The 26,308-nt window shown below is 70.4% G+C and carries 26 protein-coding genes; 10 read left to right on the top strand and 16 right to left on the bottom strand.

Annotated elements, in window-relative coordinates; all coding sequences use genetic code 11:
* The first annotated feature begins 5 nt into the window (after positions 1 to 5).
* The 7 genes from ACLQ28_RS07395 to ACLQ28_RS07365 all read left to right on the top strand — a co-directional run bounded on the left by ACLQ28_RS07395 (position 6) and on the right by ACLQ28_RS07365 (position 4,993).
* Positions 6 to 374 (top strand): hypothetical protein, encoded by a 369-nt coding sequence (locus ACLQ28_RS07395; RefSeq protein ID WP_425685446.1) that lies wholly within the window; start codon positions 6 to 8, stop codon positions 372 to 374.
* Positions 367 to 1,677: a WXG100 family type VII secretion target gene (locus ACLQ28_RS07390; protein WP_425685445.1), complete on the top strand. Its 1,311-nt coding sequence runs from the start codon at positions 367 to 369 to the stop codon at positions 1,675 to 1,677. The genes ACLQ28_RS07395 and ACLQ28_RS07390 overlap by 8 nt, the downstream gene beginning before the upstream one ends.
* A 207-nt stretch (positions 1,678 to 1,884) precedes the next feature.
* Positions 1,885 to 2,244 (top strand): hypothetical protein, encoded by a 360-nt coding sequence (locus tag ACLQ28_RS07385; protein WP_425685444.1) that lies wholly within the window; start codon positions 1,885 to 1,887, stop codon positions 2,242 to 2,244.
* 150 nt (positions 2,245 to 2,394) lie between these two features.
* On the top strand, positions 2,395 to 3,192 hold the full coding sequence (locus tag ACLQ28_RS07380) for a hypothetical protein (protein ID WP_425685443.1): 798 nt from the start codon (positions 2,395 to 2,397) through the stop codon (positions 3,190 to 3,192).
* 33 nt (positions 3,193 to 3,225) lie between these two features.
* Positions 3,226 to 3,567 (top strand): hypothetical protein, encoded by a 342-nt coding sequence (locus tag ACLQ28_RS07375; RefSeq protein WP_425685442.1) that lies wholly within the window; start codon positions 3,226 to 3,228, stop codon positions 3,565 to 3,567.
* 31 nt (positions 3,568 to 3,598) lie between these two features.
* On the top strand, positions 3,599 to 4,006 hold the full coding sequence (locus ACLQ28_RS07370) for a pyridoxamine 5'-phosphate oxidase family protein (RefSeq protein ID WP_425685441.1): 408 nt from the start codon (positions 3,599 to 3,601) through the stop codon (positions 4,004 to 4,006).
* Positions 4,007 to 4,348: 342 nt separating this feature from the next.
* Positions 4,349 to 4,993: a C39 family peptidase gene (locus ACLQ28_RS07365; RefSeq protein WP_425685440.1), complete on the top strand. Its 645-nt coding sequence runs from the start codon at positions 4,349 to 4,351 to the stop codon at positions 4,991 to 4,993.
* An 11-nt stretch (positions 4,994 to 5,004) separates the two neighbouring features.
* On the opposite strand, the gene ACLQ28_RS07360 is transcribed toward ACLQ28_RS07365, so the two are convergent.
* A complete protein-coding gene (locus ACLQ28_RS07360; RefSeq protein ID WP_425685439.1) occupies positions 5,005 to 6,480 on the bottom strand; it encodes an FUSC family protein in 1,476 nt (491 codons plus the stop codon).
* On the opposite strand from ACLQ28_RS07360, the gene ACLQ28_RS07355 reads away from it, so the two are divergent.
* The gene (locus ACLQ28_RS07355) at positions 6,479 to 7,582 is read left to right on the top strand and encodes an AI-2E family transporter (RefSeq protein WP_425685438.1); all 1,104 of its coding nucleotides are present in this window, start codon (positions 6,479 to 6,481) and stop codon (positions 7,580 to 7,582) included. The genes ACLQ28_RS07360 and ACLQ28_RS07355 overlap by 2 nt on opposite strands.
* Here the strand turns inward: ACLQ28_RS07355 and ACLQ28_RS07350 are convergent, their stop codons facing one another.
* Positions 7,583 to 8,236: a dienelactone hydrolase family protein gene (locus ACLQ28_RS07350; RefSeq protein ID WP_425685437.1), complete on the bottom strand. Its 654-nt coding sequence runs from the start codon at positions 8,234 to 8,236 to the stop codon at positions 7,583 to 7,585.
* 168 nt (positions 8,237 to 8,404) lie between these two features.
* On the opposite strand from ACLQ28_RS07350, the gene ACLQ28_RS07345 reads away from it, so the two are divergent.
* A complete protein-coding gene (locus tag ACLQ28_RS07345; protein WP_204943110.1) occupies positions 8,405 to 8,584 on the top strand; it encodes a hypothetical protein in 180 nt (59 codons plus the stop codon).
* Between the two features lie 49 nt (positions 8,585 to 8,633).
* Here ACLQ28_RS07345 and ACLQ28_RS07340 read toward each other — a convergent pair whose 3' ends face one another.
* The 9 genes from ACLQ28_RS07340 to ACLQ28_RS07300 all read right to left on the bottom strand — a co-directional run bounded on the left by ACLQ28_RS07340 (position 8,634) and on the right by ACLQ28_RS07300 (position 21,317).
* Entirely contained in the window at positions 8,634 to 11,012 is a 2,379-nt protein-coding gene (locus tag ACLQ28_RS07340; RefSeq protein ID WP_425685436.1) for a glycoside hydrolase family 65 protein, read from the bottom strand.
* Positions 11,009 to 11,818, bottom strand: coding sequence for an HAD family hydrolase (locus ACLQ28_RS07335; RefSeq protein ID WP_425685435.1), 810 nt, complete (start codon positions 11,816 to 11,818; stop codon positions 11,009 to 11,011). Before ACLQ28_RS07335 ends, ACLQ28_RS07340 begins: the two co-directional genes overlap by 4 nt.
* 284 nt (positions 11,819 to 12,102) lie before the next feature.
* A complete protein-coding gene (locus ACLQ28_RS07330; protein ID WP_425685434.1) occupies positions 12,103 to 12,630 on the bottom strand; it encodes a hypothetical protein in 528 nt (175 codons plus the stop codon).
* A 65-nt stretch (positions 12,631 to 12,695) separates the two neighbouring features.
* The gene (locus ACLQ28_RS07325; protein WP_425685806.1) at positions 12,696 to 13,994 is read right to left on the bottom strand and encodes an ABC transporter ATP-binding protein; all 1,299 of its coding nucleotides are present in this window, start codon (positions 13,992 to 13,994) and stop codon (positions 12,696 to 12,698) included.
* A 123-nt stretch (positions 13,995 to 14,117) separates the two neighbouring features.
* Entirely contained in the window at positions 14,118 to 16,328 is a 2,211-nt protein-coding gene (locus ACLQ28_RS07320; protein ID WP_425685433.1) for a bifunctional glycosyltransferase/CDP-glycerol:glycerophosphate glycerophosphotransferase, read from the bottom strand.
* Between the two features lie 15 nt (positions 16,329 to 16,343).
* Entirely contained in the window at positions 16,344 to 18,302 is a 1,959-nt protein-coding gene (locus ACLQ28_RS07315) for a DUF5941 domain-containing protein (RefSeq protein ID WP_425685432.1), read from the bottom strand.
* On the bottom strand, positions 18,299 to 19,045 hold the full coding sequence (locus ACLQ28_RS07310; RefSeq protein WP_425685431.1) for an ABC transporter ATP-binding protein: 747 nt from the start codon (positions 19,043 to 19,045) through the stop codon (positions 18,299 to 18,301). The genes ACLQ28_RS07315 and ACLQ28_RS07310 overlap by 4 nt, the downstream gene beginning before the upstream one ends.
* Position 19,046: 1 nt before the next feature.
* Positions 19,047 to 19,874 carry an ABC transporter permease gene (locus tag ACLQ28_RS07305; protein ID WP_425685430.1) on the bottom strand — a complete coding sequence of 276 codons (828 nt, stop codon included), beginning with the start codon at positions 19,872 to 19,874 and terminating at the stop codon, positions 19,047 to 19,049.
* Positions 19,875 to 19,946: 72 nt separating this feature from the next.
* On the bottom strand, positions 19,947 to 21,317 hold the full coding sequence (locus ACLQ28_RS07300; RefSeq protein ID WP_425685429.1) for an L-serine ammonia-lyase: 1,371 nt from the start codon (positions 21,315 to 21,317) through the stop codon (positions 19,947 to 19,949).
* A 443-nt stretch (positions 21,318 to 21,760) separates the two neighbouring features.
* Here ACLQ28_RS07300 and ACLQ28_RS07295 point away from each other — a divergent pair, with 443 nt between their 5' ends.
* Positions 21,761 to 21,970: a PspC domain-containing protein gene (locus ACLQ28_RS07295; RefSeq protein WP_425685428.1), complete on the top strand. Its 210-nt coding sequence runs from the start codon at positions 21,761 to 21,763 to the stop codon at positions 21,968 to 21,970.
* Between the two features lie 193 nt (positions 21,971 to 22,163).
* Here ACLQ28_RS07295 and ACLQ28_RS07290 read toward each other — a convergent pair whose 3' ends face one another.
* The 5 genes from ACLQ28_RS07290 to ACLQ28_RS07270 form a co-directional block, all read right to left on the bottom strand.
* On the bottom strand, positions 22,164 to 22,970 hold the full coding sequence (locus ACLQ28_RS07290) for a DUF4230 domain-containing protein (protein WP_425685427.1): 807 nt from the start codon (positions 22,968 to 22,970) through the stop codon (positions 22,164 to 22,166).
* Positions 22,971 to 23,069: 99 nt separating this feature from the next.
* Positions 23,070 to 24,233 carry an acyl-CoA dehydrogenase family protein gene (locus tag ACLQ28_RS07285; protein ID WP_425685426.1) on the bottom strand — a complete coding sequence of 388 codons (1,164 nt, stop codon included), beginning with the start codon at positions 24,231 to 24,233 and terminating at the stop codon, positions 23,070 to 23,072.
* A 44-nt stretch (positions 24,234 to 24,277) separates the two neighbouring features.
* Positions 24,278 to 24,583 (bottom strand): type II toxin-antitoxin system VapB family antitoxin, encoded by a 306-nt coding sequence (locus tag ACLQ28_RS07280; RefSeq protein ID WP_030329612.1) that lies wholly within the window; start codon positions 24,581 to 24,583, stop codon positions 24,278 to 24,280.
* Between the two features lie 187 nt (positions 24,584 to 24,770).
* Positions 24,771 to 25,373: a nitroreductase family protein gene (locus ACLQ28_RS07275; RefSeq protein ID WP_425685425.1), complete on the bottom strand. Its 603-nt coding sequence runs from the start codon at positions 25,371 to 25,373 to the stop codon at positions 24,771 to 24,773.
* Positions 25,373 to 26,302, bottom strand: a complete 930-nt coding sequence (locus ACLQ28_RS07270; RefSeq protein ID WP_425685424.1) for an aldose 1-epimerase family protein — start codon at positions 26,300 to 26,302, stop codon at positions 25,373 to 25,375. Before ACLQ28_RS07270 ends, ACLQ28_RS07275 begins: the two co-directional genes overlap by 1 nt.
* Between the last annotated feature and the right edge of the window lie 6 nt (positions 26,303 to 26,308).

Raw genomic sequence — 26,308 nt, 5'->3', positions numbered from 1 at the left:
TTGCCATGACCGGGCGTACGGAAGTCGACCTGCTGTCCCTAGAGGACTTCCACCAGCACCTGGCATCTCGGCTAAGCCAGGCCGAGTCGGTGCTGCGCAAGCTCAACACCGAGATGCAGTGCCGCCCTCCGGCATTGGGCTCGTTCTTCGACGCCACCGACCAGGCACGTCGCTACAGCGAGGTGCATCAGTCCTATGTCGACCAGGCCGAACGGATCCGGCAGGCGGTGCTGGCGGCTCAGCAGGCGACCAACACGATCCTGACCAACTACCGCACCGCCGAGGCGCGTAACGCCGCCAACGCCACGGACGTCACCGCGGCGCTGAACGGGGTCGATCGGGCGTTGCAGCCGAAGGAGGACGGGCGTGTCTGAATACACCCAGCGCTACCAGGGCAAAAGCCATCAGGAGCTGTACGACGGCGTGATGGCAGGCAAGCCGGAGCAGATCGACGGCGTTGCCACCCAGTGGGCCGAGCTCAAGGGAATCCTGGACGGTCTCGGCCGTGAGTTGCACGGCGACCTCGAAAAGCTCGGCAACACCTGGACGGGTTCGGCAGGTCGGGAGTTCCATCGGCGGCTCAGCCTGATCGTCGCCCACAGCGACGCGGTGGGCGAAGGGATGGCCGGCATCAAGCAGGGGCTGACCATGATGGCCGACCATCTGCGCACCGCCCACAAGCAGGCCGAGAGCCCAGAGGAGACCGACGACAACGACAAGGCGATCGGCGGCGCGATCAAGGGTGCCACCACCTTTGGTCTGCCTGGCGCGGTGGTCATGGGCATCATGGGTCACCAGCAGGACAAGCAGGAGCAGGAGAAGGCCCACCAGCGGATGGTGAACCTGGTGGCCGAGTTGGCCAGCAGTTACGAGATCTCCGCCTACGACCGGTTGGTCGATCCGCCCCTTCCCGATCCGGACACTCCGAGCAGCGTCAGCAACGAACGGAACACGCCGCAGAGTGTTTCGGCCGTTGCCAAGGCGAGCGCCGGGCCCAACAGCACCCATGTCACCGCACACACCGGCGACATGACCATTGCGAAACCCGGTCACGCCGCCCCGCCGCCGCCGGTCATCGGTGACAACTTGGTGCCTGGCCACGACGGCTCGGGCACCGGCGCTACGCCGGCCATCGCCATCGGCCCGGGCGGTGCTGGCAGCGACTACGTTGCCGGCGGCACGTCCCTCGCCGGTGCGGATCCGCTGATCGGCGGCGGGCTGCTCATTGGTGGTGCTGCCGGGTTGGGCGTGTCCGGGCCGACCACGGTGCCCGCTGGCGGCGGCACAGGCCCCGGCCTGCTCTTCGGCGCGCAAAGCGGCGCACCGGCCGGTGGGGTGCTGCGCACCGCGGCGCTCGCCGGTTCGGGCGGCAGCACGCCCACCACGTCGGCTCGTCCGGCCGGTGGTGCTCCCCCGGCTGAAGGTCGCTCCGCCAGCGGGGTCGGGCGCAGCATGGACGGCCAGCGCGGCGGGAGCGGCGGCCGGGCAGCCACGACCGGTGGCAACACCCGCCCGGGCTCTGGCCGCGGGGCGGGCGGCAACGCTGGGGTCCTCGGCGGGAAAGGTCAATCTCAGGACGACGATTCCGATGAGCGGATGACCTGGCTGACCGAGGACGAGATGGTGTGGCGGGACGGCGGGAACGCCGCGCCACCGGTGCTCGGCAGCGGCGACTGACCACGATCCGCCGCGTGCGAGCCTTCGCCAGCGGCGGTGCCACACGAACGAGGCGTCGTGCCCCGGCCCGGTCCAGATCCGGCCGGGGCACGGTCCGTCCCGAGCCTCGTCCATCAACGCGTCCACAATGTGCAGGGTGGCGGCTGTCACGCCAGACCGGGCCGTCGCCGTACTGCGGCACGGCGAGGTGGGCGATAGGTTGGTCAGGTGACGTCCGCAGCGCCTGTCCGCCCAGCCCGCTGGGCTGTGCTGCGGTCACTGCGTGAGCTGACCCGGCTGGCGGTCACCGCGCTGGTGCTCGCGGTCGGCCTCGGCGGCGCTCTCGCCGCGACCTCACCGCCGGCCCCGACGCAGCTACGGCCCAGCGCCGTGAGCAGCCGGGTTGCCACTGTCCGCCCCGATGCTGCGCCGGCCACCGAGCGTGCCAGCCAGCCCGTTACCGCCCGGCCGGCTGGCACGGTCGACACCGCTGCGGTTGCCGGTCCGATCGCGGAGGGCCCGGGGCACGCGCCGGCCATCGATCCCGGCCGCGGCGTTCCTGCGCGGCGCGGCCCACCCACCCGCTGATCTAGGCCCGGCGATTCCCGGGGCCTGGTCCCGGGTAATTCGTCGCCGCACCTGAGTCGCCCCGACGAGACGTCCCGTCATCCGGCCGACCGGTGCTGTCAGGCCTCACTTGCCCCCGTCGATACCCGCTTCGACCGCGAGGTGCTGATCATGCAATCCATCCTCTCCACCGTCCTGCCTGACCTGTCCCGGGCTGCCGTCATCTGGCTGAGCCTGCTCGGGGTGGTCGGGGTCGCTGTCTCCGTTCTCCTGCTGCGACCCGGCCGGCTCCGCCTCGATCCGGGCGCCCGGATCCGCCGCGCGGCCATGCCGAGTCAACTCGAACAGGCGCACGAGGAACGGGAGCAGAGCCGCTACGCGCAGGAGGTTGCGGTGGCCGCAGCGCGAGCGACCACCACCGCGCAGCGCCGTCGGGCGGAGTGGGTGACCGCGCAGGAGGCGGTCGAGGCAGCCTGGCAGGCGTACGAGGCGGCCGAGGCAGCCGTCCGGCGGCTCGGCGCGGCGGCCTCGATGCCCCTGCCGCGCACCGCCCAAACTCCCGCCGAGTACGTGGATCGCGAGCGCTACCTGCACCGTGCCGCGCTGGATGCGTACTGGCGGCGGGAGCTGTCGGTGGAGCAGCTCAGCGAGGTCTTCGCGCACCGTGACGGCTGGGATCCGCGGTTGCACCCGGTCGAGCAGGAACTGGTGCTGCAGCGGGCGATTCGGGACAATCTGGCGGCCAGGCACGCCGCTGCTCGCGAGCAGGAGCAGGTTGCGTGGCGGGCGGCGGAGTTGGCCATGGCGGCGGCCCGGAGTCTGCGCGAGGAAGCCCACGCTGCCACTGGGCGACGGGTCGAGGAGTCGGCGTCGGTGCTGCCGCTCAGCGAGGTTGCCCGGCCGTCGGTCGAGCAGACCCGGGAGAACAAGGTCATCGCCCGAGGGCGCGCGACGGTGCCCGCGTTCTGAGCCGCGCGGCGTCGGGTGGGTTAGCGTGACGGCATGTCCCGACAGGCGTGGGTCCTCGTGGTGATCGCCGGCATCCTGGCGATCGCCACGCTGGTCGGTGCCGTGGTGTTGGCGGTGCGGGTGGTGCGTACGCGACGGCTGCTGACCGGGCTCGGCGCCGGCGGCAAGGTCGCCTTCTACGGGGCGCTGATCTACACGATCTTCCCGGTGGACGTGCTCCCGGATCCGATCTATCTGGATGACATGGGTGTCCTGGCCGCCGCGCTGATCTACCTCACCCGGCTGGTGCAACAGCGCCGGGCGAGCGGCAGCCAGCTGCCCGATCAGCCGGATGCCCAGCCGGGCCGGGGCCGCGTCCGTCGCCGCGTGCCATGATCGAGGTCGGTTCGGTGAACAGGGGACGGGCATGGCGGGCGATCATCGGTTGGATGTGCGCGATGAGCGTGTTGTCGCCTTCTGCGCAGAACGGCACCTCGCGACGCTGACAACTCTGCGTGCCGACGGCACCCCGCACGTCGTACCGGTCGGGGTGACCCTCGATCCGACGGCCGGACTGGCCCGGGTCATCACCTCCGGCGACTCTCGCAAGGCCCGCCAGGTGGCCGCCGCCGGCGCGGCGGGCGCGGCGGTGGCCGTGTGCCACGTGGATGGCCGCCGCTGGCTGACCATCGAGGGCCGGGCGGTCGTTCGGACGGATCGGGCTGCCGTCGCGGAGGCGGAGCGCCGCTACGCCGAGCGTTATCGGACCCCACGGCCGAACCCGGAACGGGTCGTCATCGAGATCACCGTGACCGGGCTGCTCGGGAGCCTCTGACCCCCTGCCTGCACGGGCTTTGCCGGACGGTCGTCGCATACCGGTAAGTGCGCCTCTGAGGCATATCGGCCCGGCCGTCTCTGACCCGCGCTCGTGTGACCGACCTGAAACCGGCGGCGAAAGGTTAGCGGAATCCCGCCCCGCCGGCGGCCGTTACACCTGATCGCGACGCCCGTAGCCGCAGCCGGCGGAATGCCTGCCGGTGCAGAGCCGTTGTCAACCCGGTACGCCCACGGCCGAGACCGGCCGCTGGTCGTCGCCCCTGTGCTGACCGAGCGCCATTCCCGGTGCTGCCGCCCTCCGCCAGTCGGAGGCGCCAACCCCCTGAACGGAGACTCGATCATGAACCCGATCGTCCAGAAGAGCGGTTTGTCCGTTGTCGGCCTACTGGTCGCCGGTGGTTGCGCCCTCGGCCCGGCGGTAGCCGCGCAGGCCGCCCCGGTGCAGGCTGCCCCGACCTCGTCGAGCCAGACCAACCGGACCGCCGAGCGGATCCTCGACATCGACTACCAAGCTCAGCCGAACTTCTACTACTGCGGCCCGGCCGCGACGCGAATCGCCCTGTCGGCCCAGGGCAAGGCGCTCTCCCAGGACGCGGTGGCCAAGCTGTTGGGCACCACCGAGGCGGGTACGCCCTCGGCCCTGGACACCACGCGAGTGCTGAACGAACTGACCGGCGGCAAGTACCGGACCACCGAAATTCGTGACTCGGTGGCCCGTCCCGATCAGGTCGAGCAGCTGCGTCGGGACGTGCTCGCCGCGGTGGACGCCGGCCGACCGGTGGTCGCCAACATCAAGGGCACGACGGTCGACACCGACGGCAACCCGCACTCGTACGAGGGCGGCCACTACCTGACCCTCGTCGGCTACCGCGACGGTGGCGACACCATCCGGGTCGCCGACCCGGCCGACCCGGCGCTGGGCGAGTACTGGGTGAGCCTGCCCAAGGTCGCCAACTGGATCGCCGAGCGCGGCTACTCCGCCTGACCTCCGATGGTTCACCGGGCCGGTCTTTCCCTTGCGGGAAGGCCGGCCCGGCCCTCGTTGCGCCTGCGGGAGGCCCGGTGCGCGCTTCGACGAGCTCGGGCGCCTCGCGTCGGCCGGACCCGGTTCATTTGTCGCCGGACCGGCGGGTGGACCGCGGCCTCGCCGGCCCCGGCCGCCCGACGCACGATCCGATTGGCCTCGTCGGGTTCGAGCCCGCATGCCCGGAGCAGGTCGCTGGCCGCAGTACGTAGCCCGGTGACGAGCGACTCGCCGAACGAATCGACCCCACTCGCGGAGGTCCGCCCGGCCAACTCGGCGCACTGCTCGACCAACCGGCGGGTACGCGAGGGGTCGTCACCGTACTTGCGCTCCCTACGCATCTCCGCCACCGCCTGACCCAACCGGCTGATCGAGTCCGGCAGTTCCGGCGGGAGCGGCTCGTCGTACTGCAGAGCGGTCGTCGACCAGCGGGCCATGGCGCGGCTGTCCAGCAGCAACCGCTCGAGGTGATCCGCGCTGCGGGCGTACCGGTGGTACTGCTCGCGGCGGTGCCAGCGGACCGGAGCGATCGTCACCACCTCCTCCGCCCCGCTGAGCGCATCGTGCAGCCGACTCAGGTCGTCCTCGGTGCCACGGAACCGCTCCAGGACGCCCATCGTCCGGTCGACGTCGCGTGCCCGGATCGCATGCGCCAACTCGTCGAGCTGCTCGCAGAGAGTCGTGTAGATCGGCGCTGCGGCCCGGTCCAGCACTCGAATCGGGTTGACCGGTAACAGCAGCGCGACCACCACCAGGCCGACCGCCCCACCGACGAGCGCATCGAAGATCCGGGGCACCTCCAGGCCGCGGTCCATCGGGGCCAGCGTGGCGATCAGCACGGCGGTACCGCCGGCCTGACCAACAAGCGGACCGCCCTTACCGGCCACCAGCAACGCAGCGGCAATGGCCAGCGCGACCACCACGCCGGTCTGCCACGGGCCCGAGCCGAGGACGTAACGCAGCGCGTCGCCGATGACGATGCCCAGGGCCACTCCGGCCAACAGCGCGAAGGTGCGTCGGGCCCGCTGCCCGATGGCGGTGGCGATCGTACCGACGGCGGCGGCGGGAGCGAAGACGTGCGACCCGGGGCCGAGCAGATTCTTGGCGAGCAGGGCGGCGATCGCCGCAGCCAGCCCGGCCTGGAGGGAGATCACCAGGGTGACCTCCCACTGCCTTGCCCGGATCCGTCCAGCCTCTCCGCTGCGGTGTCGCACCCGTTGGACGGCCCGGCTGCTCCGCTCGGCGGCCTCGTCGAGCCGCGACTGCTCGCGGTCGGCGGGTGAGCGGTCGTCGGCCATGGCGGCGGTTACCCCGGCGACGGCAGGACAATCCTGCCGGTCCGGCATCACCGCCACCGCAGGCACCACGAACATCGTTGAACCCACGACGGGGGTGTCGGCGAGCGCCCGGGTGGGTACCGACTCGCCGAGATCGAGGAGGACCAACATGGCGGCAGAGGAACCCGGAGCGGCGACAGGCGGCCCCGGACCGCGCCAGACGTGGGAGGCGCTGCCCTGGCTGGTCCGGACCGCGGTGTTGTGGAGCGCCTGCCTGGTGGTGATCGTCGCCGGGTTCTATTTGCTGGGCCGGATCGCCGTCCTGCTGGCGCCGCTGGCCATCGCGCTGGCCGCCACGATCTTCCTCACTGCGCTGCTCGACCCGGTGCTACTGCTGCTGCGCCGGCTGCGTCTGCCTGCGGCACTTGCCGCGCTGTGCACCGTACTGCTGCTGCTCGGCATCCTGGTCGGCGTCGGCGCCTTGGTGTGGAACCTGACCGCCAGTCAGTTCGACCAGCTCAGCCAGGAGTTGACGCAGGGGGTCGAACGCAGCCGGGACTTCGTGACGTCCACGCTGCCGGTCACCGACGCACAGTTGGACCGGCTGGTCGACCAGGCTCGGCAGGGGCTGAGTGGCAGCTCTCCGGACCCGGTGGCCGGTGCCCGGACCGCGACCGAGGTTTTCGGCTCCGCGCTGCTCGCTCTGGTGCTGCTCTTCTTCCTGCTCAAGGACGGCCGGTCGATGTGGCACTGGGTGCTGTCGCGGGTGTCCGGCCCGAATCAGCCCGTGCTGGCCGAGGCTGGCCGAGCCGGTTGGCAGACGTTGGGTGCGTACAGCCGAGGCACCATGTTGATCGCCGCCATCGACGCGCTCGGCATCGGCTTGGCCCTGGTGGTGCTGCGAGTGCCGCTCGCCCTGCCACTAGCACTGATCACCTTCCTCGGCGGTTTCGTGCCGATCATCGGGGCGACGGTGGCCGGCGCGGTGGCGGTGCTGGTGGCACTGGCTGCGAACGGCCCCACCACCGCACTGCTCACCCTTGCCGCGGTGATCGCCGTGCAGCAGATCGAGGGCAACCTGCTGGAGCCACTGATCATGAAACGACAGGTCAGACTGCACCCGGCGGTGATCCTGGTGGCGGTCACCGCGGGCACGCTGATCGCGGGGATAGCAGGCGCCTTCGTCAGCGTCCCCATCACCGCAGTCCTCTGGCGTGTCATCGACACCGTCCAACAGCGCCGCTCCGCCTCGACCCTCACATCGCCAAACTGATCATCGACTGAGGTGGGTGGTGAACCAGGTACCGGCCTCGTCGGCGACCTGCTCCAGCGTGCCGGGTTCCTCGAACAGATGAGTGGCACCGGGGACAACCCGCAGCTCGCCAACCTCACCCAGCTCGGCCAGCGCCCGCTTGTTGAGCGTGATCACTTCCTCGTCCAAGCCGCCCACCAGCAGCAACGTCGGGGTACGCACCTGGGTCAGCGCGTCTCCGGACAGGTCCGGCCGACCGCCCCGGCTGACCACGGCACCCACCCGGTCCGCGCGGGACGCAGCCGCGACCAGTGCGGCGGCGGCCCCCGTGCTGGCCCCGAACAAGCCGATCGGAACGGCACCGGCGGGACGCTCGACCGCCAACCAGTCGACTATCCCGGCCAGCCGACTGGCCAGCAGCCCGATGTCGAACCGCAGCTCGGCAGTGCGGGCGTCCACCTCGTCCTCGATCGGGCTGAGCAGATCCACCAGCACCGTCGCGAGCCCTCGATCGTTCAGCGAACGAGCCACCGCCACGTTGCGAGGGCTGTGCCGGGAGCTGCCGCTGCCGTGCGAGAAGAGCACCACACCGACCGGTTGGGCGGGCACCATCAGGTCGGCGGGGAGTTGAGCCTCCCCCACCGGGATGGTCACCGTGCTGCGTTGCTCGTCCATGCCCCACCTCCACGTGCTCGCCTGCGGCCCGGGTACCCCGCCCACCGGACCGCACGCACCCGAGCGGCCCCGCTGCGGGCCGCGTTTGTGGAAAGGACCTTCGGGTACGCGACGAGCGACCGCAGACCGTGTCGGCGCACCGCGCCCCGACGGATCGCGAGGATCGCCATGGCCAAGCAACAGACGTCCCGACAGCAGCAGATGGACGAGCGGAACCGGCGCGAACAGGACGTCGAGCGCAACAAGGACTTCGGGGACCGGGCCGTTGAGGCCCGCCTGCCCGACGATCCCCGGGCGATGGCGCCCCGGGACGCGATTGGGCGGCCGTCGACCGGCGAACCCATCTGACGTGACGTAGGCGCTGGCGGTCGGGGCGGGAGCACTCCCGCCCCGACCGTCACTCGTTGTTCATGCGCTCGGGCAACCGCAGCAGCGGTGACCTGCCCGGTGGCTGCTCAGGCAGCGGGCCGGACGGCTCAGCCGGCGGCACCGGCACCGTCACCGGCTCGTCGCAGGTGACCCGCAGCACCTGGTCGTGGTGGCGCAGCTCCACCACATCATCCGGGCCGCCATGACGCAGCGAGTACGTCGTCTGGTGCGGCCGGACATCCACCCGCAACGACAGCCCTCGCCACTGCAGGGAGAACTCCAGTCGGTTGAGTCGGCTGGAGAGGCGGGGCGCGAAGGACAGCTCGCCGTCGTGGTCCCGCAGACCGCCGAGCCCACCGACCAGGGCGAGCCACGCGCCGGCCAGCGACGCCATGTGCACCCCGTCGCGGGTGTTCTCGTTGAGGTCGTGCAGGTCCATCAGCGCGGCCTCGCGCAGGTAGGTGTGTGCCAACTCCGGGTGGCCCACCTCGGCGGCGAGCACGGCCTGGGTGCAGGCCGACAACGACGAGTCGCGTACGGTGCGGCGCTCGTAGTAGAGGAAGTTGCGCACCTTCTGCTCGGGGGTGAACGCGTCCCCCCGCCAGTGCATGGCGAGGACCAGGTCGGCCTGTTTGACCACCTGCTTGCGGTACAGCTCGAAGTAGGGGTAGTGCAGCAGCAGCGGGTACTTTTCCGCTGGCGTGTGCGGGAAGTCCCACTCCTGGAGGCGGGTGAAGCCCTCCACCTGCTGGTGGACGTCGAGCTCCTCGTCGTACGGGACGTGCATGGAGGTGGCGGCGTCGCGCCAGCTCGCTGCCTCCTCGTCGGTGACCCCGAGGTGGAACGCCTCGTCCCGGTAGCGCATCACCACGTCGGCGGCAGCGAGCAGGTTCCGCTGGGCCATCAGGTTTGTGTAGATGTTGTCGTTCTTAACGGCGGTGTACTCATCCGGGCCGGTGACGCCGTCGATGTGGAACTGCCCGTGCCGGTCGTGGTGGCCTATCGAGCGCCACAGCCGGGCGGTCTCCACCAGCAACTCGAGCCCGACCTCCCGCTCGAACAGGGTGTCGCCGGTGACCATCACGTAGCGGCGGCTGGCGTCGGCGATGTCGGCGGCGATGTGGAAGGCGGCTGTGCCGGCCGGCCAGTACCCGGAGGATTCCGGCCCCTCGATGGTCCGCCAGGGGAACGCCGCACCGCTGAGGTTGAGCGTTTCGGCGCGTTCCCTCGCCGAGTCCAGCGTGCCGTGCCGCCACTGCAAGGCGCTGCGCACCGCACTCGGCTGGGTGTACGTGAGCACCGGCAGGACGAACATCTCGGTGTCCCAGAATGCGTGCCCGTCGTAGCCGGGGCCGGTCAGCCCTTTCGCCGAGATCGGCCGTTGTTCGGCCCGGGCGCCGGCCTGGAGGACGTGAAAGAGACCGAATCGGACCGCCTGCTGCACTTCGGGGTCGCCCTCGACCAACACGTCGGCGGCGTCCCAGAACGCGTCGAGGTAGTTGCGCTGCTCCCGGTGCAGCCCCTCCCAGCCGTCCAGCCGGGCACCGGCCAGCGCCGCACCCACCTGGTCGCGCAGGGCAGGAAGCGACCGCCGGCTCGACCAGCTGTACGTCAGATACTTGATCACCCGCAGCTTCTCGCCGGGTTTGAGCACGCAGGCGATCGTCGTGCGCACCCAGTCCTGGTACCCCTCGGATTCGATTGTGGTGCGGTCCGGGCCGTGCACCTCGTGCTCCATCGCGGCGGCGACCCGCAGCCCGGAGACCTTGGTGCGGTGGATCAGCTGGCCACCATCCGGCGTGGTCAGCTCCTCCTCGGCCTGCAAGGGTGACTCGAGCACCGCCGCGACCCGAGGGTCCTTGCTCTGCGCGGGCAGCGACTCGTTGGCCACCAACTCGGACTGCACGATCAGCCGCAGCGGGCCGTCGACGGCCTCCACCTCGTAGCTGATGGCGGCGACCGACCGCTGGGTGAACGAGACCAGGCGGGTGCTGCGGACCTTGACCTCCCGGCCGGCGGGCGAGCGCCAGTGCAGCTCTCGGTGCAGGGTGCCGGCCCGCAGGTCGAGGATCCGCTCGTGGGCCAGCAATTCCCCGTAGCGCACGTCGAGCGGTTCGTCGTCGACGAGCAGGCGGATCAGTTTGCCGTTGGTGACGTTGACGATGGTCTGCCCGGACTCGGGGAAGCCGTAACCCGCCTCCGCGTACGGCAGCGGACGCAACTCGTAGAACGAGTTGAGATAGGTGCCGGGCAGGCCGTGGGGTTCACCCTCGTCGAGATTGCCCCGCAGCCCGACGTGCCCGTTGGAGAGCGCGAAGACCGACTCCGACTGCGCCAGCACGTCCATGTCGAGCCGGGTCTCGCGGATGTGCCACGGCTCGACCGGATAGGCCCGCTCCCGGATCACGCGGGGTCCCGTTCCGCGGCCGAGTGGTGCGCGGCAGAGTTGCGGGCTGCCGGAGTCAACGGCTCGGCGATGTCGAGCAGGTCAGCGAGGTCCTTCACCACGCGGTCGGCACCGTGCGCGAGCAACTCGTCAGCCTGCCCGACCCGGTCGACGCCGATCACGTAACCGAAGCCACCGGCTCGGCCGGCAGCCACCCCGGAGAGCGCGTCCTCGAAGACGGCGGCTTGCGCCGGGTCGACGCCGAGCAGCTTGGCCCCAGCGAGGAAGGTGTCGGGGTGCGGTTTTCCCCGCAGCCCCTGATCCCGGGCGACCAGCCCGTCGACCCGGGCTTCCAGCAGTGATGCCAGCCCTGCTGCGGCGACCACCTCAGCCCCGTTGGCGCTCGCGGTCACCACGGCTCGGCGTAGCCCGGCGGCCGTTGCCGCCTTCAGGTAGTGCACCGACCCTGGGTAGACCTCGACGCCGGAGTCGCGCAGGCGCTGTAGCAGCAGGACGTTCTTGCGGTTGCCCAGGCCGTTGACGGTTTCGGCCTCCGGCGGGTCGTCCGGGGTGCCTTCGGGCAGCACGATTTTGCGGGAGGCGAGGAACGACCGGACGCCGTCGGCACGGGGCCGACCGTCGACGTAGCGGTTGTAGTCCGGACCGGGATCGAAGGGTTGGAACGGTTCGCCGGAGGCCGCGGCGCGCTGCCGGAGAAAGTCGTCGAACGTCCGCGTCCAGGCGGCGTTGTGCACTCGGGCGGTCTGCGTCAGCACACCGTCCAGATCGAAGAGACAGGCGGTCACGTGACCAGGTAGGCCCAGCACGGTACGAATCTATCCACCCTGCCGGGCCCGTAAACCCGTTTCCGCCAGTTAGGCCGGAACACCCCAGACGGGACAATGACCACGCACGCGACGGGCGCGGGCCGGGCCCGGCATCCCAAACCAGACAAACCACCCAAGGCGGCGCGACATGGCTTGGCTACGAATAGCCTGGCCCGGGAGATGATCCACTCCATGTCGCCGACATTGCGGCATTCCTGGCGCGGGATACCCCTAGATCGGCGACATGGTGTCGATCATGCTGACCTCCGCCTCATTGCCGATGCTCAGAGGTTGGCGATCGTCCGCAGGATCTCCGCGTAGAAGTTGCCGTCGATGCTGCGGAAGAAGGCGAAATCCTGGCCCGGGTCGCCGAAGAACGGGCGCAGCGTCCATGCCAGCTGGGTGCCGACGAAGCCGAAGAGCAGGATCCAGATGTAGAGCAGGGTCATGCTGGCCGGACGCTGCGTCGGCTCGCCCCGTCGCACTGGCGGCGTGCCCCACGGGCGCTGCGCCACCGGGTAACCGGGCGGGAACGCGTGGCCGGCCGGTTGGCCAGCCGGGTGTCCGGCCCACTGCGCCGGAACGGGAGCCGGGGCCTGCGCGGGGGTGGCCGCACCATTCGAAGCCGACGCGGCCACCGCCGCTGCAGCCGGTACGGGCACCGGCTCGGCACCCTCACCGGCGACCGGCACGGCAGCCGGCACCGAGCCGGCGGGCACGGCAGCCGGCACGGCCTGGACCGGAGCGTCGACCTGGGCCTGGGCCGGCACGGCCGCCGGGGCGAGGAGGCCGTTGTCTCGGTGATTTGTCACTGTGGACTGTTGGCAGACGGCAGGACACCAGGTGGCGCGCCCGCCACCCCCGCTTCGGCGAGTCGTCAGCGCCAGCCCACATCGATCCGGGCGCCACGCTCGTCGAAGAAGTGCAGCGCGTCCATCCGGACCGAGACGGCGAGCGAGTGACCGGCACTGACCGCCGGGTACGGTGCCAGTCGCACCGCCAGCTCCGCCGGGCGGCGGTGGTGCCGGCCCGGATCGGGAAGCACGCTGGTCTGGGTGCCGCCGCTGGGGACATCCTGCGGCTCCACCGGCTTGCCGGTGAGTCGCTGCATCACCGAGCCGAACCGACGCAGACCACGCTGGCCCACCGGCGGTGGTTCGAGCGGCGCACCCATCTCGTCGACCATGATCGCGGTCGCACCGATGTCGAGAAACGCCAGCGACTCGTGCCCGTGGTGCTCCAGGTAGCGGATCCGCCCGCGCAGCACGTCGCCGGGGCTGTCCGGGGCGACCGGGGTGAGCGCCTCCGCTCGCATGCCGACCACGATCCGCTCACCGTGGTAATGGGCGACCGCCCGACTGCGAATGTCGTTCCAGGGCAGGTAGAGCGACTGCTCACCGAGGTTGAGCGTGACGTACCGGTCGAGGTGAACGTAGACCGACGCCTCCAGCAGGTTCATCCGCGGGCTGCCCAGGAAGGCGGCCACGTAGAGCGTCGCTGGCCGGCCGTACACCTGGGTGGGTGTGCCCACGTCCTGGAGCACGCCACGACGCATGATGGCCACCCGGTCGGCCATGGTGAGCGCCTCGGCCTGGTCGTGGGTGACGTAGACGGTGGTGACGCCCAGCTCCCGGGTCAGACCCGAGATCTCCGCACGCAGCTCGGCGCGGAGGCCGCTGTCGAGGTTGGACAGGGGTTCGTCCATGAGGAACAGGCCGGGCCTGCGGACGATCGCCCGGCCCATCGCCACCCGCTGACGCTGCCCACCGGAGAGCTGACCCGGCTTGCGGGCCAACACGTCACCGATGCCCAGCGCGCTGGCCACGTCGCCGACCCGCTCACCCCGCGGTTCCGGCTCCACCCCGGCCAGCCGCAGCGGAAAGGCGATGTTGTCGCCGACAGTCATGTGCGGGTAGAGCGCGAAATCCTGGAAGACCATAGCGATCTTGCGATCCCGTGGAGGCAGGTCGTTCGCCAACTCCCCGTCGAGCATGACCGCACCCGTGGTCGGCTCCTCCAACCCCGCGATCATCCGGAGCACGGTGGACTTGCCGCAGCCGGACGGCCCAAGCAGCACCATGAACTCGCCGTCGTTCACATCCAGGTTGATGCTGTCGACGGCCAGCGTGCCATCCCGGAAAACCTTGGTCACATCCTTGAGCGTGACGGTGCTCACCGTCTTCCCCCCCAGCGCGTCAGCCGAACCCCAGAAGACTGTGACCAGGATCATCGGTTTAGCACATCGGGTAAACGTCTTATGTTCGGAAAATGACGCTGCCATTAAACGACAACAGGACGATCAGCAGCGCGACGACCGCTCGCTCGGCTCGCCCAAGAACACCTGGCGCACCACCCGCTCCGCCGCACGCCCGTCGTCCAATGTGCAGAACCGGCCTCGAAAGTGCTCGCGGGCCTTGGCTGCCGCTTCCGAGCGCACGGCGTCGGTGCGGAACAGGTCGAGCAGATCGGCGAAAGTGGTGGCCACCGCGCCCGGCGGCTCGGATGTCACATCGAAGTAGACACCCCGGGCCAGCCGGTACGCCTCCCAGTCCGGGGTGTAGAGCACGATCGGCCGGTCCAGCACCGCATAGTCGAACATCGCCGACGAGTAGTCCGTGACCAATACGTCCGCCATCAGGTAGAGATCCTCCACCCGCTGGTAGCCGCTGACATCGCGCACCCGCTCCCAGTCCTTCGGCTGGCCGGGACGTCGGTCACGATCGTGGAAGTAGTGGCTGCGCATCAGCAGCCGGCCCGAGTCACCCAGCGCCCGCACGAACTGGTCCGGGTCGAACGGCGGCCGGTAGCCGGGGAGGTGCTCGCGGTGCGTCGGGGCGTACAACACGACCTGCTCGTCGGGGTCCAGGCCGAACTCCGCGCGTAGCCGGCGTACCTCCTCCGGCCCGGCTGTGACCAGGCGATCGTTGCGCGGGTAGCCCACCTCCAGGGTCGTGTACGTGGCCGGGTACGCCCGATCCCACATCTGGGTGGTGAAGCTGTTCGCGCTGACGCTGTAATCCCAGCGGTCCACCCGGCGCAGCAGCCCGGCGAAGTTCATCCGGCCCGCGCCGATCGGGTAGCGCTGCTGGTCCAGGCCCATCACCTTGACCGGTGTGCCGTGGTGGGTCTGCAGGTGCACCTGCTCGGGTCGCTTCCGGACGAAGTCCGGAAAGTTGACGTTGTTGACCAACCACCGGGCGCGGGCGAGCACCCGGAAGTACGCCGGGGTGCCGGCGACGACGTACTCCACCCCGTCCGGCACGGTGTCCACCCGGTCCCGACGCACGATCCACACCCCGCGCACCCCCGGTGCCAACTGGCGGGCGACCTCGTAGATCGCCGCCGGGTTGCAGGAGTACCCCCGGTACCAGTAGGCGGCGTACACCGCGAGCATCGGATCGATCGGCCGACGCAGCTCCGCCCGGTAGTACTCGCGCAGCATGCCGTCGCGGGTCAGCCGGGCGCCGCGCCGAGCGACCGGGCCAACGCGACGCCGGGCGGCGCGGGCCTTCCTGCGGGCGGTGTCGCGGGCCCGGCTGGCGGCCCGCAACGCGCTGAAGGTGCGCCACCGGCCGGAGGCGACGAGCCGGTGCTTGATTCCCTCCACCCCGTCCGGCACCGGATAGCCACCCGGCGGCAGCCAGCGTTCGTAGTCGGCGGTGATCTGCGCGAAGAACGCCGGCCGCAACCCGGGGGCGATCCGCTGGCCGTTGCCGAGCACGGTCAGGTAGTGCCAGATCATCCGCTCGAAGACCGCCGGCCGCAGGGCGTCCGTCGTCGACCCCCACGAATCCATCAGGTGGAAGACCCGGTGCCACTGGGGGAAGACCTCGAAGTGCCGGTCCCCCCGGGTCCGGGTGATCGCGCCGGCGCGGCGTTGCCGATAGTTGACGCAGACCCGATCCAGTACGCCGATCCGCTGCGCCGCCATCAGCACCGGGTAACTGAACGAGACATCCTCGTACCAGCCGGGCGCGAAGCGCAGCCCCAAGTCGACCAGGAACTCCCGGCGGACCAGCCGGTTCCACGCGGTGTGCAGCAGCCGCATCGCCTCCGGCCGGTCCCGCAGCCGGAAGGTGCCCACGCCGGGTGACTCCGGGAACACCTCAGCCATGGCACTGCGGGTGGCGGTGTCGTTCCAGTGGGTGCGGACGTGGTCGACCAGCAGCACGTCCGGGTGGGTGCCGCGCAACCGCTCGGCGACCTCCGTCAGGCACTCCGGGGCCAGCCAGTCGTCGCCGTCGAGGAACCACACGTACTCGCCGACGGCCCGGTCCAGCCCGATGTTGCGGGCTGGACCGAGGCCAACGTTCTCCGGCAGCCGGACCGAGCGGACCCGCTGGTCGCGGGCCGCGTACTCGTCGATGATGTCGCCGCTGGCGTCCGGCGAGCAGTCGTCGACGGCGATCAACTCGATGTCGGTCTCCGGCTGGCCGAGGATCGAGTCCAGGCATTCGCGCAGGTATCCCTGCACCCGGAAGGCCGGTACCACGAAACTGATCAGGGTCATCCGGCCGTCCCTCCGTCAGCGTGGCGCGGCACCTCCAGCGCCCACCGGCGCGACCGAAGCCCGCGCGCTACGGGCCGGTCGGACGAACCAGGCCAGGACGACGCTCACCACGAAAACCACGAGAAGGTACGCACCGAGTGTAGCCAGCCCAACACCTGCCGCGCCGACAATCACCGCGAGGGCCAGCAGAGCGCAACGCCCGTCCCAGCCCAGCGTGGCCACGTGCAGAGGTGGTGCCGCCTGCCGTTTCTCCAGCCGGGCGGTCAGGTCGTAGTGGTGCACGGTGAGCACGAAGACGTACCCGAAGATCAGCCAACCTGGCACGTCACCAACCACCCCGACCGCGATGGCGAACAGGTACTCGGCGGCTCGCAACGCCGCAGGCACCAGCCAGTCCAGCGGCCCGTTGTGCGCCGCCCCGGCACCCAGGCCGCCGACCAGCAGCACCAGCAGCACCAACGGCACCGCCCAGCGCAGCCCGTCGGGCGCGTCGCTCAGCAGCGCCGCGACCAGCAGCACCGCCGGGCCGAGCGCGGCGATCACCGCCAGGGTGAGTGGCCCCATCGGGCGGACCACCGGCAGCCGGCGGGCCAACGGCCCGTCGTCGCGGTGCAGGGTGGCATCGACCGTGTCCAGCACCGGCACCCACATCCAGCGGGCGCGCAGCGTCCGCAGAGCCCCGGTGTACGCGAACGCCAACGCACCCCAGACCAGCACCGCGATCAGGCTGACCAGTGGATTGAACAGCGCCACGGTCAGCGCGATCAGCGCCCACCGCTCGCCGATCGGGAAGACGACGGTCCGCTTCAGCCAGTACGACACCGAGCCGGTGTCGGCCTGCACCCGGGTCGACGCCGCGTTGAGCCGGTCACCGATCCCGCCGCCAGCACCCGTCGCCGTACGCGGTCGACGGGCCGCCTCGTCGTGCAGCACCCCGTACCAGGTGTCGGTCATGTGCCGGACGGTCTGCAACGTCATCGCGGCGATCGCCAGCGCCCACCCGTTACCCAGCCCGGCGTGGCTCACCCCGAAGCCCAGCCCGGCGTAGACCAGGTATTCCTTGGCGCGGTCGGCCATCGTGTCCAGCCAGCCGCCCCACGCGCTGAAGTGTCGGGTGTAGCGGGCCAACTGGCCGTCCACGCAGTCCAGCACGAAGCCGAGATAGAGCAGCACCGCACCGCTGACCAGGGCGGGTCGCCCGCCGACCCCGAACAGCACCGCCGCCGCCAGCGCGAAGAGCACCGAGATCGCCGTCACCCCGGTCGGGGTGAGCCGGAGCCGGGCCGACAACCGCACCACCTGCGGCGACCAGGTGCTGACGAAGTAGGTGGTGAAGAAGTCGTCCTTCTCCTTCACCGACAGCCGCAGCTCGGCCCGGTCCTCATCGACGGCGGCCACCGCCGCCTCGGCAGCGGCTAGCCCGGCCGCGTCCTCGACCCGATGCGCGACGAGCAGGCGTACCCGCTGGGCGAAGATCAGAGTGCCGAGCGCCGCGAGACCCGCGAAGAGCCGGTCCACTGCGGGCCCGGGGGTGCCCGCCGCCCGCGCGGCGGCGGAGAGGGTCGGCAGGTCGTCCACACCGACCCGCAACGCACCGCCGAACACGCCCGTGACGTCCCCGTCGAGGGCGGCCGCCGCGCCGGCGTCGACCACCTGGCCGCGTTCCTCCCGCACGGCGCTCCGCCCGGACACCGGCGGGTCGCCGAGCACCAGCGCCACCGTGGGCCCCACCGGGCTGGTGGCCAGGTGCCGCAGTACGGCGGTGTGCGCGACCAGGTCGGTGCCGGTGATCAGCACGGGGGCGGTGGCGGTGTCGACAAGCGCGGTCAACTCGTCCAGGTTCGCGGCGAAGCGCACCTCGTCCGCCCCGGCCCGGCGCAACTGTGCGGCCAGGCGATCGGCCAGCGGCTCGCCGGTCGCGGTGGTCAGGCCCGCCGCGGGCGTCCCGGCGGCGAGCACGATCGCGAGCGTCACCGCGGGACCGCGGCGTGGTACGCGTCGAGTGCCTCGGCGATCGTGCCGTCGAGCGTCAACCGGCCCGCGTCGAGGTACAACCCCCGACGGCAGAACCGGGTCAGGTCCTTTTCGTTGTGTGACACCAGCACCAGCGTGCGCCCCTCCCCGAGCAGACGATCAATCGTTGCGTAGCACTTCTTGCGGAACTCCGCGTCTCCGACCGCGGTCACCTCGTCCATCAGCAGAATCGGATGCGGCAGGTGCGAGATGATGGCGAAGCCCAGCCGCACCTTCATCCCCGACGAGTAGTGCCGCACCGACGTGTCGATGGCCCGCTCCACCTGCTCACCGGCGAACTCGACGATCTCGTCGAAGTGGCCCTTCAGATAGCTCGTCGACAGCCCGTGCAGCCCACCGACCAGGTGCAGGTTCTCCCGCCCGGTCAGGTCGTTGGAGAAACCGGCGGACAACTCCAGCAACGGTGCCACCGCACCGTGCACCCGGATGGTGCCCTCGTCCGGGATGAGCACCCCGGCGATCAGCCGCAGCAGGGTGCTCTTGCCGGTGCCGTTGCGGCCGATCACACCGATGGTCTCGCCGGGCTCGGCGGTGAACGACACGTCGCGCAGCGGCCAGAACTGGCCCGGCAGGGCACCCCGTCCACCCCGGTGGATGAACAATTCCCGCAGCCGCAGTTGGCGGCGACGGTTGCGGACGAACCGGATGCCCAGTCCGTCGGCCTCGATGATCGGCGCGGCCATCTCAAAGTTCCTTGAGCACGGCAGGTTCCAACCGGCGGAACGACCACCAGCCGACGGCCAACACCAGCAGGCTGCCGACGGCCGTGGTGGCGAGCAGCCGGGCGTCCGGGAACTCATCCGGGTACCAGATCGCATGGTGCAGCTGGAAGATCCCGACCAGCGGGTTCAACTCGTACACCACCTTCAGCCAGCCGGGCAGGTCGGACTCCCGGACCAGGCTGAGCGGATAGATGATCGGCGTGGCGTAGAACAGCACCCGGATGATCAGCCGCATGAACCGTTCCACGTCGCGCATCAGCACGTTCCACGCGGACAGCAGCAGGGCGATCCCGGTCAACAGGACCAACTGCAGTGCGACCGCGAGCGGCAGGGACAGCAGCGACCAGCCCGGATGGATCCGACCGTGCACCGCGTAGATCACCGCGATGGCGATCAGGATCGGCAGGCCGGCAGCGTACTCGGCGAACCGGCCGGTGACCCGGCCGATCGGGAAGACCTGACGCGGCACGTTCATCGTGGTGATCAGCCGGGACTGGCCGGTCAGCGCGTTGGTCGCCTCGCTCAGCGCCGAACTGGTCCACATCCAGGCGAAGATTCCGGTGATCAGGAACAGCGGGTAGGACCCGGCCGCCTCGCCGAGGTGCCGACCGGTGTCGGAGGAGTAGAGCACCCCGAACACGAACCAGTAGATGGCACCCATGCCGAGCGGCTCGATCAACGACCAGAAGTAGCCAAGCACCGACTGCTGGTACTTGACCGCCAGGTCCCGCCTGACCAGGATGCGCAGCGAGTTACGGTGCGACCACAGGGCCGCGACGCCAGAGGTCACCGCGAGCCTCCCGCCTCCTGAAACGGACGACAGGTTAGCAGTCGGTGAACGAATGCCCCGAATCGGCTGGACTCAGCACTCGATCACATTGACGGCCAGACCGCCACGCGCCGTCTCCTTGTATTTGACCTTCATGTCGGCGCCCGTCTCCCGCATGGTCTTGATGACCTTGTCCAGCGACACCGCGTGCACGCCATCGCCGCGCAGCGCCAGCCGTGCGGCCGTGATCGCCTTGATGCTAGCCACCGCGTTCCGCTCGATGCAGGGGATCTGCACCAGGCCACCCACCGGGTCACAGGTCAACCCGAGGTTGTGCTCCATCCCGATCTCGGCCGCGTTCTCCACCTGCTCCGGGGTGCCACCGAGCGCCTCGGCCAGCCCCGCCGCCGCCATCGAGCACGCCGACCCAACCTCACCCTGGCAGCCGACCTCCGCGCCGGAGATCGACGCGTTCTCCTTGAACAGCACGCCGATCGCACCGGCCGCCAGCAGGAACCGCACGACGCCGTCGTCATCGGCGCTCGGCACGAACCGGGTGTAGTAGTGCAGCACCGCCGGAATGATCCCCGCAGCGCCGTTGGTCGGCGCGGTGACCACCCGGCCGCCCGCCGCGTTCTCCTCGTTGACCGCGAGAGCGAACAGCGTCACCCAGTCCATCGCGTGCAGCGGGTCGGTCGTCCCGGCGTCCGCCTCCAGGCCGCGCCGCAGCTCCGCCGCACGCCGCCGAACCTTCAACCCACCAGGGAGTACGCCGTCCCGCTCGCAACCGGCCTGCACGCACTCCTGCATGACCCGCCAGATCTCCAGCAGACCGGCCCGAATGTCCGCCTCGCTGCGCCAGGAACGCTCGTTGGCCAGCATCACCTCGCTGATCGACAGGCCGGTGGCGGTGGTCTGCTCCAGCAGTTGCGCCCCGGTCAGGAAGGGGTACCGCACTACCGTGCTGTCCGGCTTGATCCGGTCTGCGCCCGCCGCCGCCTCGTCCACCACGAAACCGCCACCGACTGAGTAGTAGGTGCGGCTGCGCAGCTCGGCGCCGGCCCGGTCGTAGGCCGCGAAGGTCATCCCGTTCGGGTGGTACGGCAGCGACCGGCGGCGGTGCAGCGTCAGGTCCCGATCCGGGTCAAAGTCGATCTCGTGCGCGTCGAGGATGTTGATCCGCCGCTCGGCCCGGATCCGCTCGACCCGAGGGCCGACGGTGTCCGTGTCGACGGTCTCCGGCGACTCGCCCGCCAACCCGAGCAGCACCGCCGGGCCGCTGCCGTGGCCGTGCCCGGTGGCACCCAGCGAGCCGAACAGCTCAGCCTGCACCCGCGCGGTGTCGGTGAGCAGCCCGTCGGCCTTGAGCCCGGCAACGAACGTGCGCGCGGCCCGCATCGGCCCCACCGTGTGCGAGCTGGACGGCCCGATGCCGACGCTGAAGAGGTCGAAAACACTGATCATGGCTGCGCTTCCTCGCCGTCGGCCCGGCGTACGGGATCCGACCCGGTCGTGGCCACCGGTCTGGCGGCCCCGCTCGTGGCTGTGTGGTGCCGGTCACCCGGGGGTGTGGGTGCCCGATCAGCCAGCCTACCCGCCCAGATCAGCGCCCAGCCCTCCGCTCGAAGGCGGGCACCTGACCGCCGTCTTCCCGCTACCAGAAGATCACGCTCGATCCAGGTCCCGGTGGTCTCCGCCGCCCCCGAGGCCACTACATCCAGGCTCAAGCACGATCTTGACCGGCTCCGGCTTTGGCTTTCTCCAGGGGCGTCAGGGAGGGGCGGCCCGGGTAAAGCACCTACGGGTCCACGAGTTGCCGATCCTCCTCGAGACCGAGGGCGAGCTGGCCACCCCTGTCTACCGTGGATTGCAGACGCGGCGCACCGCCGCAGAGTGGGAGTACGACGATGAGTCGCAAACTGGTCCGGCCCCGCGAGGGGCGCATGATCGCCGGTGTCTGCGCCGGCCTGGCCCGCCGGTTCAACACCTCGCCGTTCATGGTCCGGCTTCTGTTCCTGCTGTCCCTGCTGCTGCCCGGCACCCAGGTGATCGTCTACGTCGTGCTGTGGGTCCTGATGCCGAACGAGGACCGCTACCTGGCCTCCACCCAGCACTGATCCTCCGTCGGCACCAGCCCTTCAAGGCGGCCCCTTCAAGGCGGCACCGAACAGGTGCCGATCCCGCCATGATCCACTCCACATCGGCGACATGGGGGTATCCGAGCACCGCGATACCCCCACATCGCCGACCTCGTGTAGATCATGCGACGACAGTCGGAGCGGGCGCTTCGGCGTTACGGGGTGTGGCAGCTCAGGCGGCCGTGTAGGTGACCGTGATCTGCTGGTAGCCGAGGGAGCGCAGCAGCCCCTCCAGCATCTTGCGAGTGTTTTCCTCGGCGCGGGCGGAGAGCCCGCTGTCCCGGGCGGCGGTGGTGATCCGGTCCTCCGCGAGCAGATAGATCTGCTGCTGCCGGTTGGGGTCGTTGCCGACCAGGTCACCAAGCCGGTTGAGCAGACCCCGCTCCTCCGCGAAGACGTAGCTCTTCTCCATGTCCAGGTTGGTCTCGCCGAGCTGCGGCGCGGGCAACTTGATCTCGACGGACTTGCCGTCGGCGGACTGGACGACGGCACCCTCACCAATCTTGGTGAAGTCGACGTACGCCTCGACACTGCCGGCCCCGACGAACAGGGTGCGCTCGTTGAGCAGGAAATCTGGAACGTTGCGCCGGTCGTTCTGGGTGTCGACCACGACCTGGAAGTTGCCCTCGGCGGCCACGTAGCGGCTGAGGTCCTGGATCGACTTCAGCAGCGGCGGCTGGCTGCGGTCGGTCTGCTCCTTGGCGAACGGGTTGCGGAAATCCGGCAGGAAGCCGGTCGCCTGAATGCCCAGCAGCACGACCACGGCCAGCGCGGCAGCGCCGAGCAGCAGGAGTAGGCCACGGGCGCCCGCACCACCGCCACCGGTCGCCGGGCCGACGGGGCCGTCAGATCCTCCGGAGCCACCCGGTGTATTCGTGGTCGGCTCGAGTGTCGCGGCCGACCGCTCCTTGAGATCGTCACCGGTCGGGTAACCGGGGAACTCCCTCGTGGGCTCGTTGACGCCAGCATCGCGGGCCATCACGCTCACCGTCCTCGTCAGACACGTCCTCTGTCAATGACGGTACGGCCCCCGTACGACAGCCGCGCGTTGAGCGGGCGATAAACGTAAATGCGCAGGTCAGGCGAACGCGGACAACCCAGTGAGCCGCTGCCCGACGACGAGTTGGTGGATTTCGGAGGTGCCCTCGTAGGTCAGCACGCTCTCCAGGTTGTTGGCGTGCCTCATCACCGGGTATTCACCGGAAACGCCGTTGGCACCGAGGATGGTGCGGCACTGCCGGGCGATGGCGAGGGCCTCCCGCACGTTGTTCAGCTTGCCCACGCTGACCTGATCGGGCCGCAGCCGGTGGGCGTCGGCCAACCGGCCCAGGTGCAGCGCGAGCAGTTGACCCTTCACCAACTCGACGGCCATGTCGGCGAGCTTCGCCTGGGTGAGCTGGAAGCCCGCCAGCGGGCGACCGAACTGGGTGCGGGTGGTGGCGTACGCCAGGGTGGTTTCCAGACAGTCACGGGCGGCGCCGACCGCGCCCCAGACGATGCCGTACCTGGCCTCGGTGAGGCAGCTCAGCGGCGCTTTGAGCCCGATCGCCTCGGGTAGTTGGGCGTCGGCCGGGAGCCGGACGTCGTCGAGCACGATCTCGCCGGTCACCGATGCGCGCAGCGACATCTTGCGGCGGATCTCCCGGGCCGTGACACCGGGCTCGTCCATCGGGACGAGGAAGCCTCGTACGCCTTCGTCGGTACGCGCCCAGATCACCGCGACGTCGGCGATCGGCGCGTTGGTGATCCACATCTTTCCGCCGGTGAGCACCCAGTCGTCGCCGTCGCGGCGGGCCCTGGTGGCCATCGAGGCAGGGTCGGAGCCGTGGTCCGGTTCGGTCAGGCCGAAGCAGCCGATCGCCTCACCGGTGGCCATCGACGGCAGCCAGCGTTGCTTCTGCTCCTCGCTGCCGTAGCGCCAGATGGCGAACATGGCGAGCGAGCCCTGCACCGAGACCAGGGAACGGACGCCGGAGTCGCTGGCTTCCAACTCCTGGCAGGCCAGCCCGTACGCGACGGCGGAGGCGCCGGCGCAGCCGTAGCCGGTCAGGTGCATGCCGAGCAGACCGAGCTTGCCGAACTCGCGGGCCAACTCTCGGGCGGGCACCCGGCCGTCCTCGTACCAGTCGGCGACGTGCGGCCGTACCCGGTCGTCAAGGAGTTGGCGGACGACGTCGCGGATCTGCCGCTCCTCCTCGCTGAGCGACGGGTCCAGGTCGAGGAGGTCGAGCGGAGCGGTCATGGACGCCACCCTAACGAAGGTTCAGCGCGCGAAAGAAGGGCTCGTCACTCGATCGGCTCGGAGAGCACCAGCACCCGCGCGTGGATCTGGTTGCGCTGCTGGAGAGCGGCACGCAATGCCCGGTGCAGCCCGTCCTCCAGGTAGAGCCCGCCGTTCCACTGCACGACGTGCGGGAAGAGGTCACCGTAGAAGGTGGAATCCTCGGCGAGAAGCTTGTCGAGCGCCAACTCACGCTTAGTGGTGATCATCTGATCCAGGCGCAGCGGGCGGGGCGGAATCTCCGCCCACTGCTTGAGGGTCAGGTTGTGCTCCGGGTAGGGACGCCCGTCCCGGACCGCTCTGAAGATCACGACGGCACGCTCCCCTCCCCGTGGCCGGGCCGACCGACAGCGCCGAGCCGGGCCGCGGCGGGCACCGCGCGTCGCGGCACCGATGACCGTGCCAGCCTAGCCGCCCAGCGCACGCTGCGTTCTGCTCCCTGATGTCAGTTTCGCTACCGCTCGTCCGATCCTCAACCGGACGAACGGGACGTCGTACTCAGCTCCACCGGCCGCGCCGCACCACCTCGTCCACTCCACGACGCCCACGGCGCAGCGAAGGTGACCGATGGTCAGGCGCCCGGTAACCGATTGTGACGGCTCCAATGGGCTGGTACTCCGCCGGCACGCCGAACGCGTCCCGGTAGGTGGCGAGCCGCTGTGGCGCAATGCCGAAGAAACACGCCCCCAGCCCCTCGTCCACAGCGGTGAGCAGCATCAGCAGCGCCGCGAAGCCGGTATCCACGTGCCAGTACGGCACCGGCCAGCGATCGGTCGACCGATCCGTCCAACCCTTGTCCGGCTCGGCGTAACGCTGCAGATAGGCCGACTCGTTCGCGTGTGGCACCACGATCAGAGGTGCCCGGCGCATCCCCGCCAGCCAGCGCTCCCGTCCACCGCCATCCGGTGTGGCGGCGGCCCAGAACCGCTCCCGGTCGGCCGGCTCCTCCAGCACCAGGAAGCCCCAACCCTGGGCGAACCCGGCCGACGGGGCACGGACCGCGTGGTCGAGCAGTCGCTCCACCACGTCGGGCGGGACCGGGCGGTCCGGGTCGTAGTTGCGCACCATCCGCCGACGCCGGACGACCTCGGCGAACTCCATCAGGCCCCGGGCCGGATGCCCCAGGCACCCCGCCAGGTCGTGCCGGGCTTGAGCGTGAGCACGTCCCTGCCCGAACGGAACGCGTCCGGGGGGCAGGTCATCGGCTCGATCGCCACCGAGCGGCGGTGCCGCTCACCGATGAGCGCATCGCCGGTGAACACCTGCCACCAGCCGAATTCGGCATCCGCCCAGATGCTCACCCCGACCGCGTCGTCCGGCCCGGACAGGCTCACCGACGAGCCACCGTCGGCGTCGCGGATCACGTCACCGAAGCAGAGGTCCAGCTCAGCGGGACCGATCCGGCGCGGGCTGGTCCAGTCGTACTCGGTGCCGGCCACCGGGGTCGCACCGACCGGCAGCAACCGGCCGTCCACCAACAGCCGGGTACGGGTCGGCAGCCGCATGACCAGGTCGTCGACCGCGACGCCCGGCAGTTGCAGGTACGGGTGCACGGAGAAGCCGAACGGCGCCGCCTCCCCGCCGATGTTGGTCACCTCGTGCTCGGCACGCAGCCCGTCCGCACTGACGCTCCACCGGCTGAGCAACCGCAACGGCCACGGGTAGCCGGGCTGCGGCGGAAGGTCGTAGCCGACCGTCACCGCGTCCTCCGACTGCTCCAACAGACGCCACGGAACCCAGTTGACCAGCCCGTGGATGGCCACGTGCCGCTCCGGCTCGGTCAGCGGGAGCTGGTGCGCCCGCTCCCCGAACGAGTAGCGGCCATCGCGGATCCGGTTCGGCCAGGGCGCCAGCACCTGCCCGGCGCAGCCGGGGCAGACCTCGTCGGTCTCGAACCCGTCGACCAGGTCGACACCATCGTGCCGGTACGTCCGAAGCCCACCGCCCACCTCCACGATGACGGCCTCGTGGCCGGCGGCGGAGATGGTCCACTGGGCGCCGGAGAAGGGGCGCTGATCGGGGCTTTCCATGTCGGC

Origin of the sequence: Micromonospora sp. DT201 (assembly GCF_049841575.1) — a bacterium.
Taxonomy (GTDB): domain Bacteria; phylum Actinomycetota; class Actinomycetes; order Mycobacteriales; family Micromonosporaceae; genus Micromonospora.
This window is presented reverse-complemented; position numbering and strand designations above follow the sequence as displayed.

Coding starts and splice junctions, on each gene's coding strand:
- ACLQ28_RS07395 (WP_425685446.1), top strand. CDS start 6: ATGACCGGGCGTACGGAAGTCGACCTGCTGTCCCTAGAGGACTTCCAC.
- ACLQ28_RS07380 (WP_425685443.1), top strand. CDS start 2,395: ATGCAATCCATCCTCTCCACCGTCCTGCCTGACCTGTCCCGGGCTGCC.
- ACLQ28_RS07375 (WP_425685442.1), top strand. CDS start 3,226: ATGTCCCGACAGGCGTGGGTCCTCGTGGTGATCGCCGGCATCCTGGCG.
- ACLQ28_RS07370 (WP_425685441.1), top strand. CDS start 3,599: ATGGCGGGCGATCATCGGTTGGATGTGCGCGATGAGCGTGTTGTCGCC.
- ACLQ28_RS07365 (WP_425685440.1), top strand. CDS start 4,349: ATGAACCCGATCGTCCAGAAGAGCGGTTTGTCCGTTGTCGGCCTACTG.
- ACLQ28_RS07355 (WP_425685438.1), top strand. CDS start 6,479: ATGGCGGCAGAGGAACCCGGAGCGGCGACAGGCGGCCCCGGACCGCGC.
- ACLQ28_RS07360 (WP_425685439.1), bottom strand. CDS start 6,480: ATGTTGGTCCTCCTCGATCTCGGCGAGTCGGTACCCACCCGGGCGCTC.
- ACLQ28_RS07350 (WP_425685437.1), bottom strand. CDS start 8,236: ATGGACGAGCAACGCAGCACGGTGACCATCCCGGTGGGGGAGGCTCAA.
- ACLQ28_RS07345 (WP_204943110.1), top strand. CDS start 8,405: ATGGCCAAGCAACAGACGTCCCGACAGCAGCAGATGGACGAGCGGAAC.
- ACLQ28_RS07320 (WP_425685433.1), bottom strand. CDS start 16,328: ATGACCCTGATCAGTTTCGTGGTACCGGCCTTCCGGGTGCAGGGATAC.
- ACLQ28_RS07310 (WP_425685431.1), bottom strand. CDS start 19,045: ATGGCCGCGCCGATCATCGAGGCCGACGGACTGGGCATCCGGTTCGTC.
- ACLQ28_RS07300 (WP_425685429.1), bottom strand. CDS start 21,317: ATGATCAGTGTTTTCGACCTCTTCAGCGTCGGCATCGGGCCGTCCAGC.
- ACLQ28_RS07295 (WP_425685428.1), top strand. CDS start 21,761: ATGAGTCGCAAACTGGTCCGGCCCCGCGAGGGGCGCATGATCGCCGGT.
- ACLQ28_RS07290 (WP_425685427.1), bottom strand. CDS start 22,970: ATGGCCCGCGATGCTGGCGTCAACGAGCCCACGAGGGAGTTCCCCGGT.
- ACLQ28_RS07285 (WP_425685426.1), bottom strand. CDS start 24,233: ATGACCGCTCCGCTCGACCTCCTCGACCTGGACCCGTCGCTCAGCGAG.
- ACLQ28_RS07275 (WP_425685425.1), bottom strand. CDS start 25,373: ATGGAGTTCGCCGAGGTCGTCCGGCGTCGGCGGATGGTGCGCAACTAC.
- ACLQ28_RS07270 (WP_425685424.1), bottom strand. CDS start 26,302: ATGGAAAGCCCCGATCAGCGCCCCTTCTCCGGCGCCCAGTGGACCATC.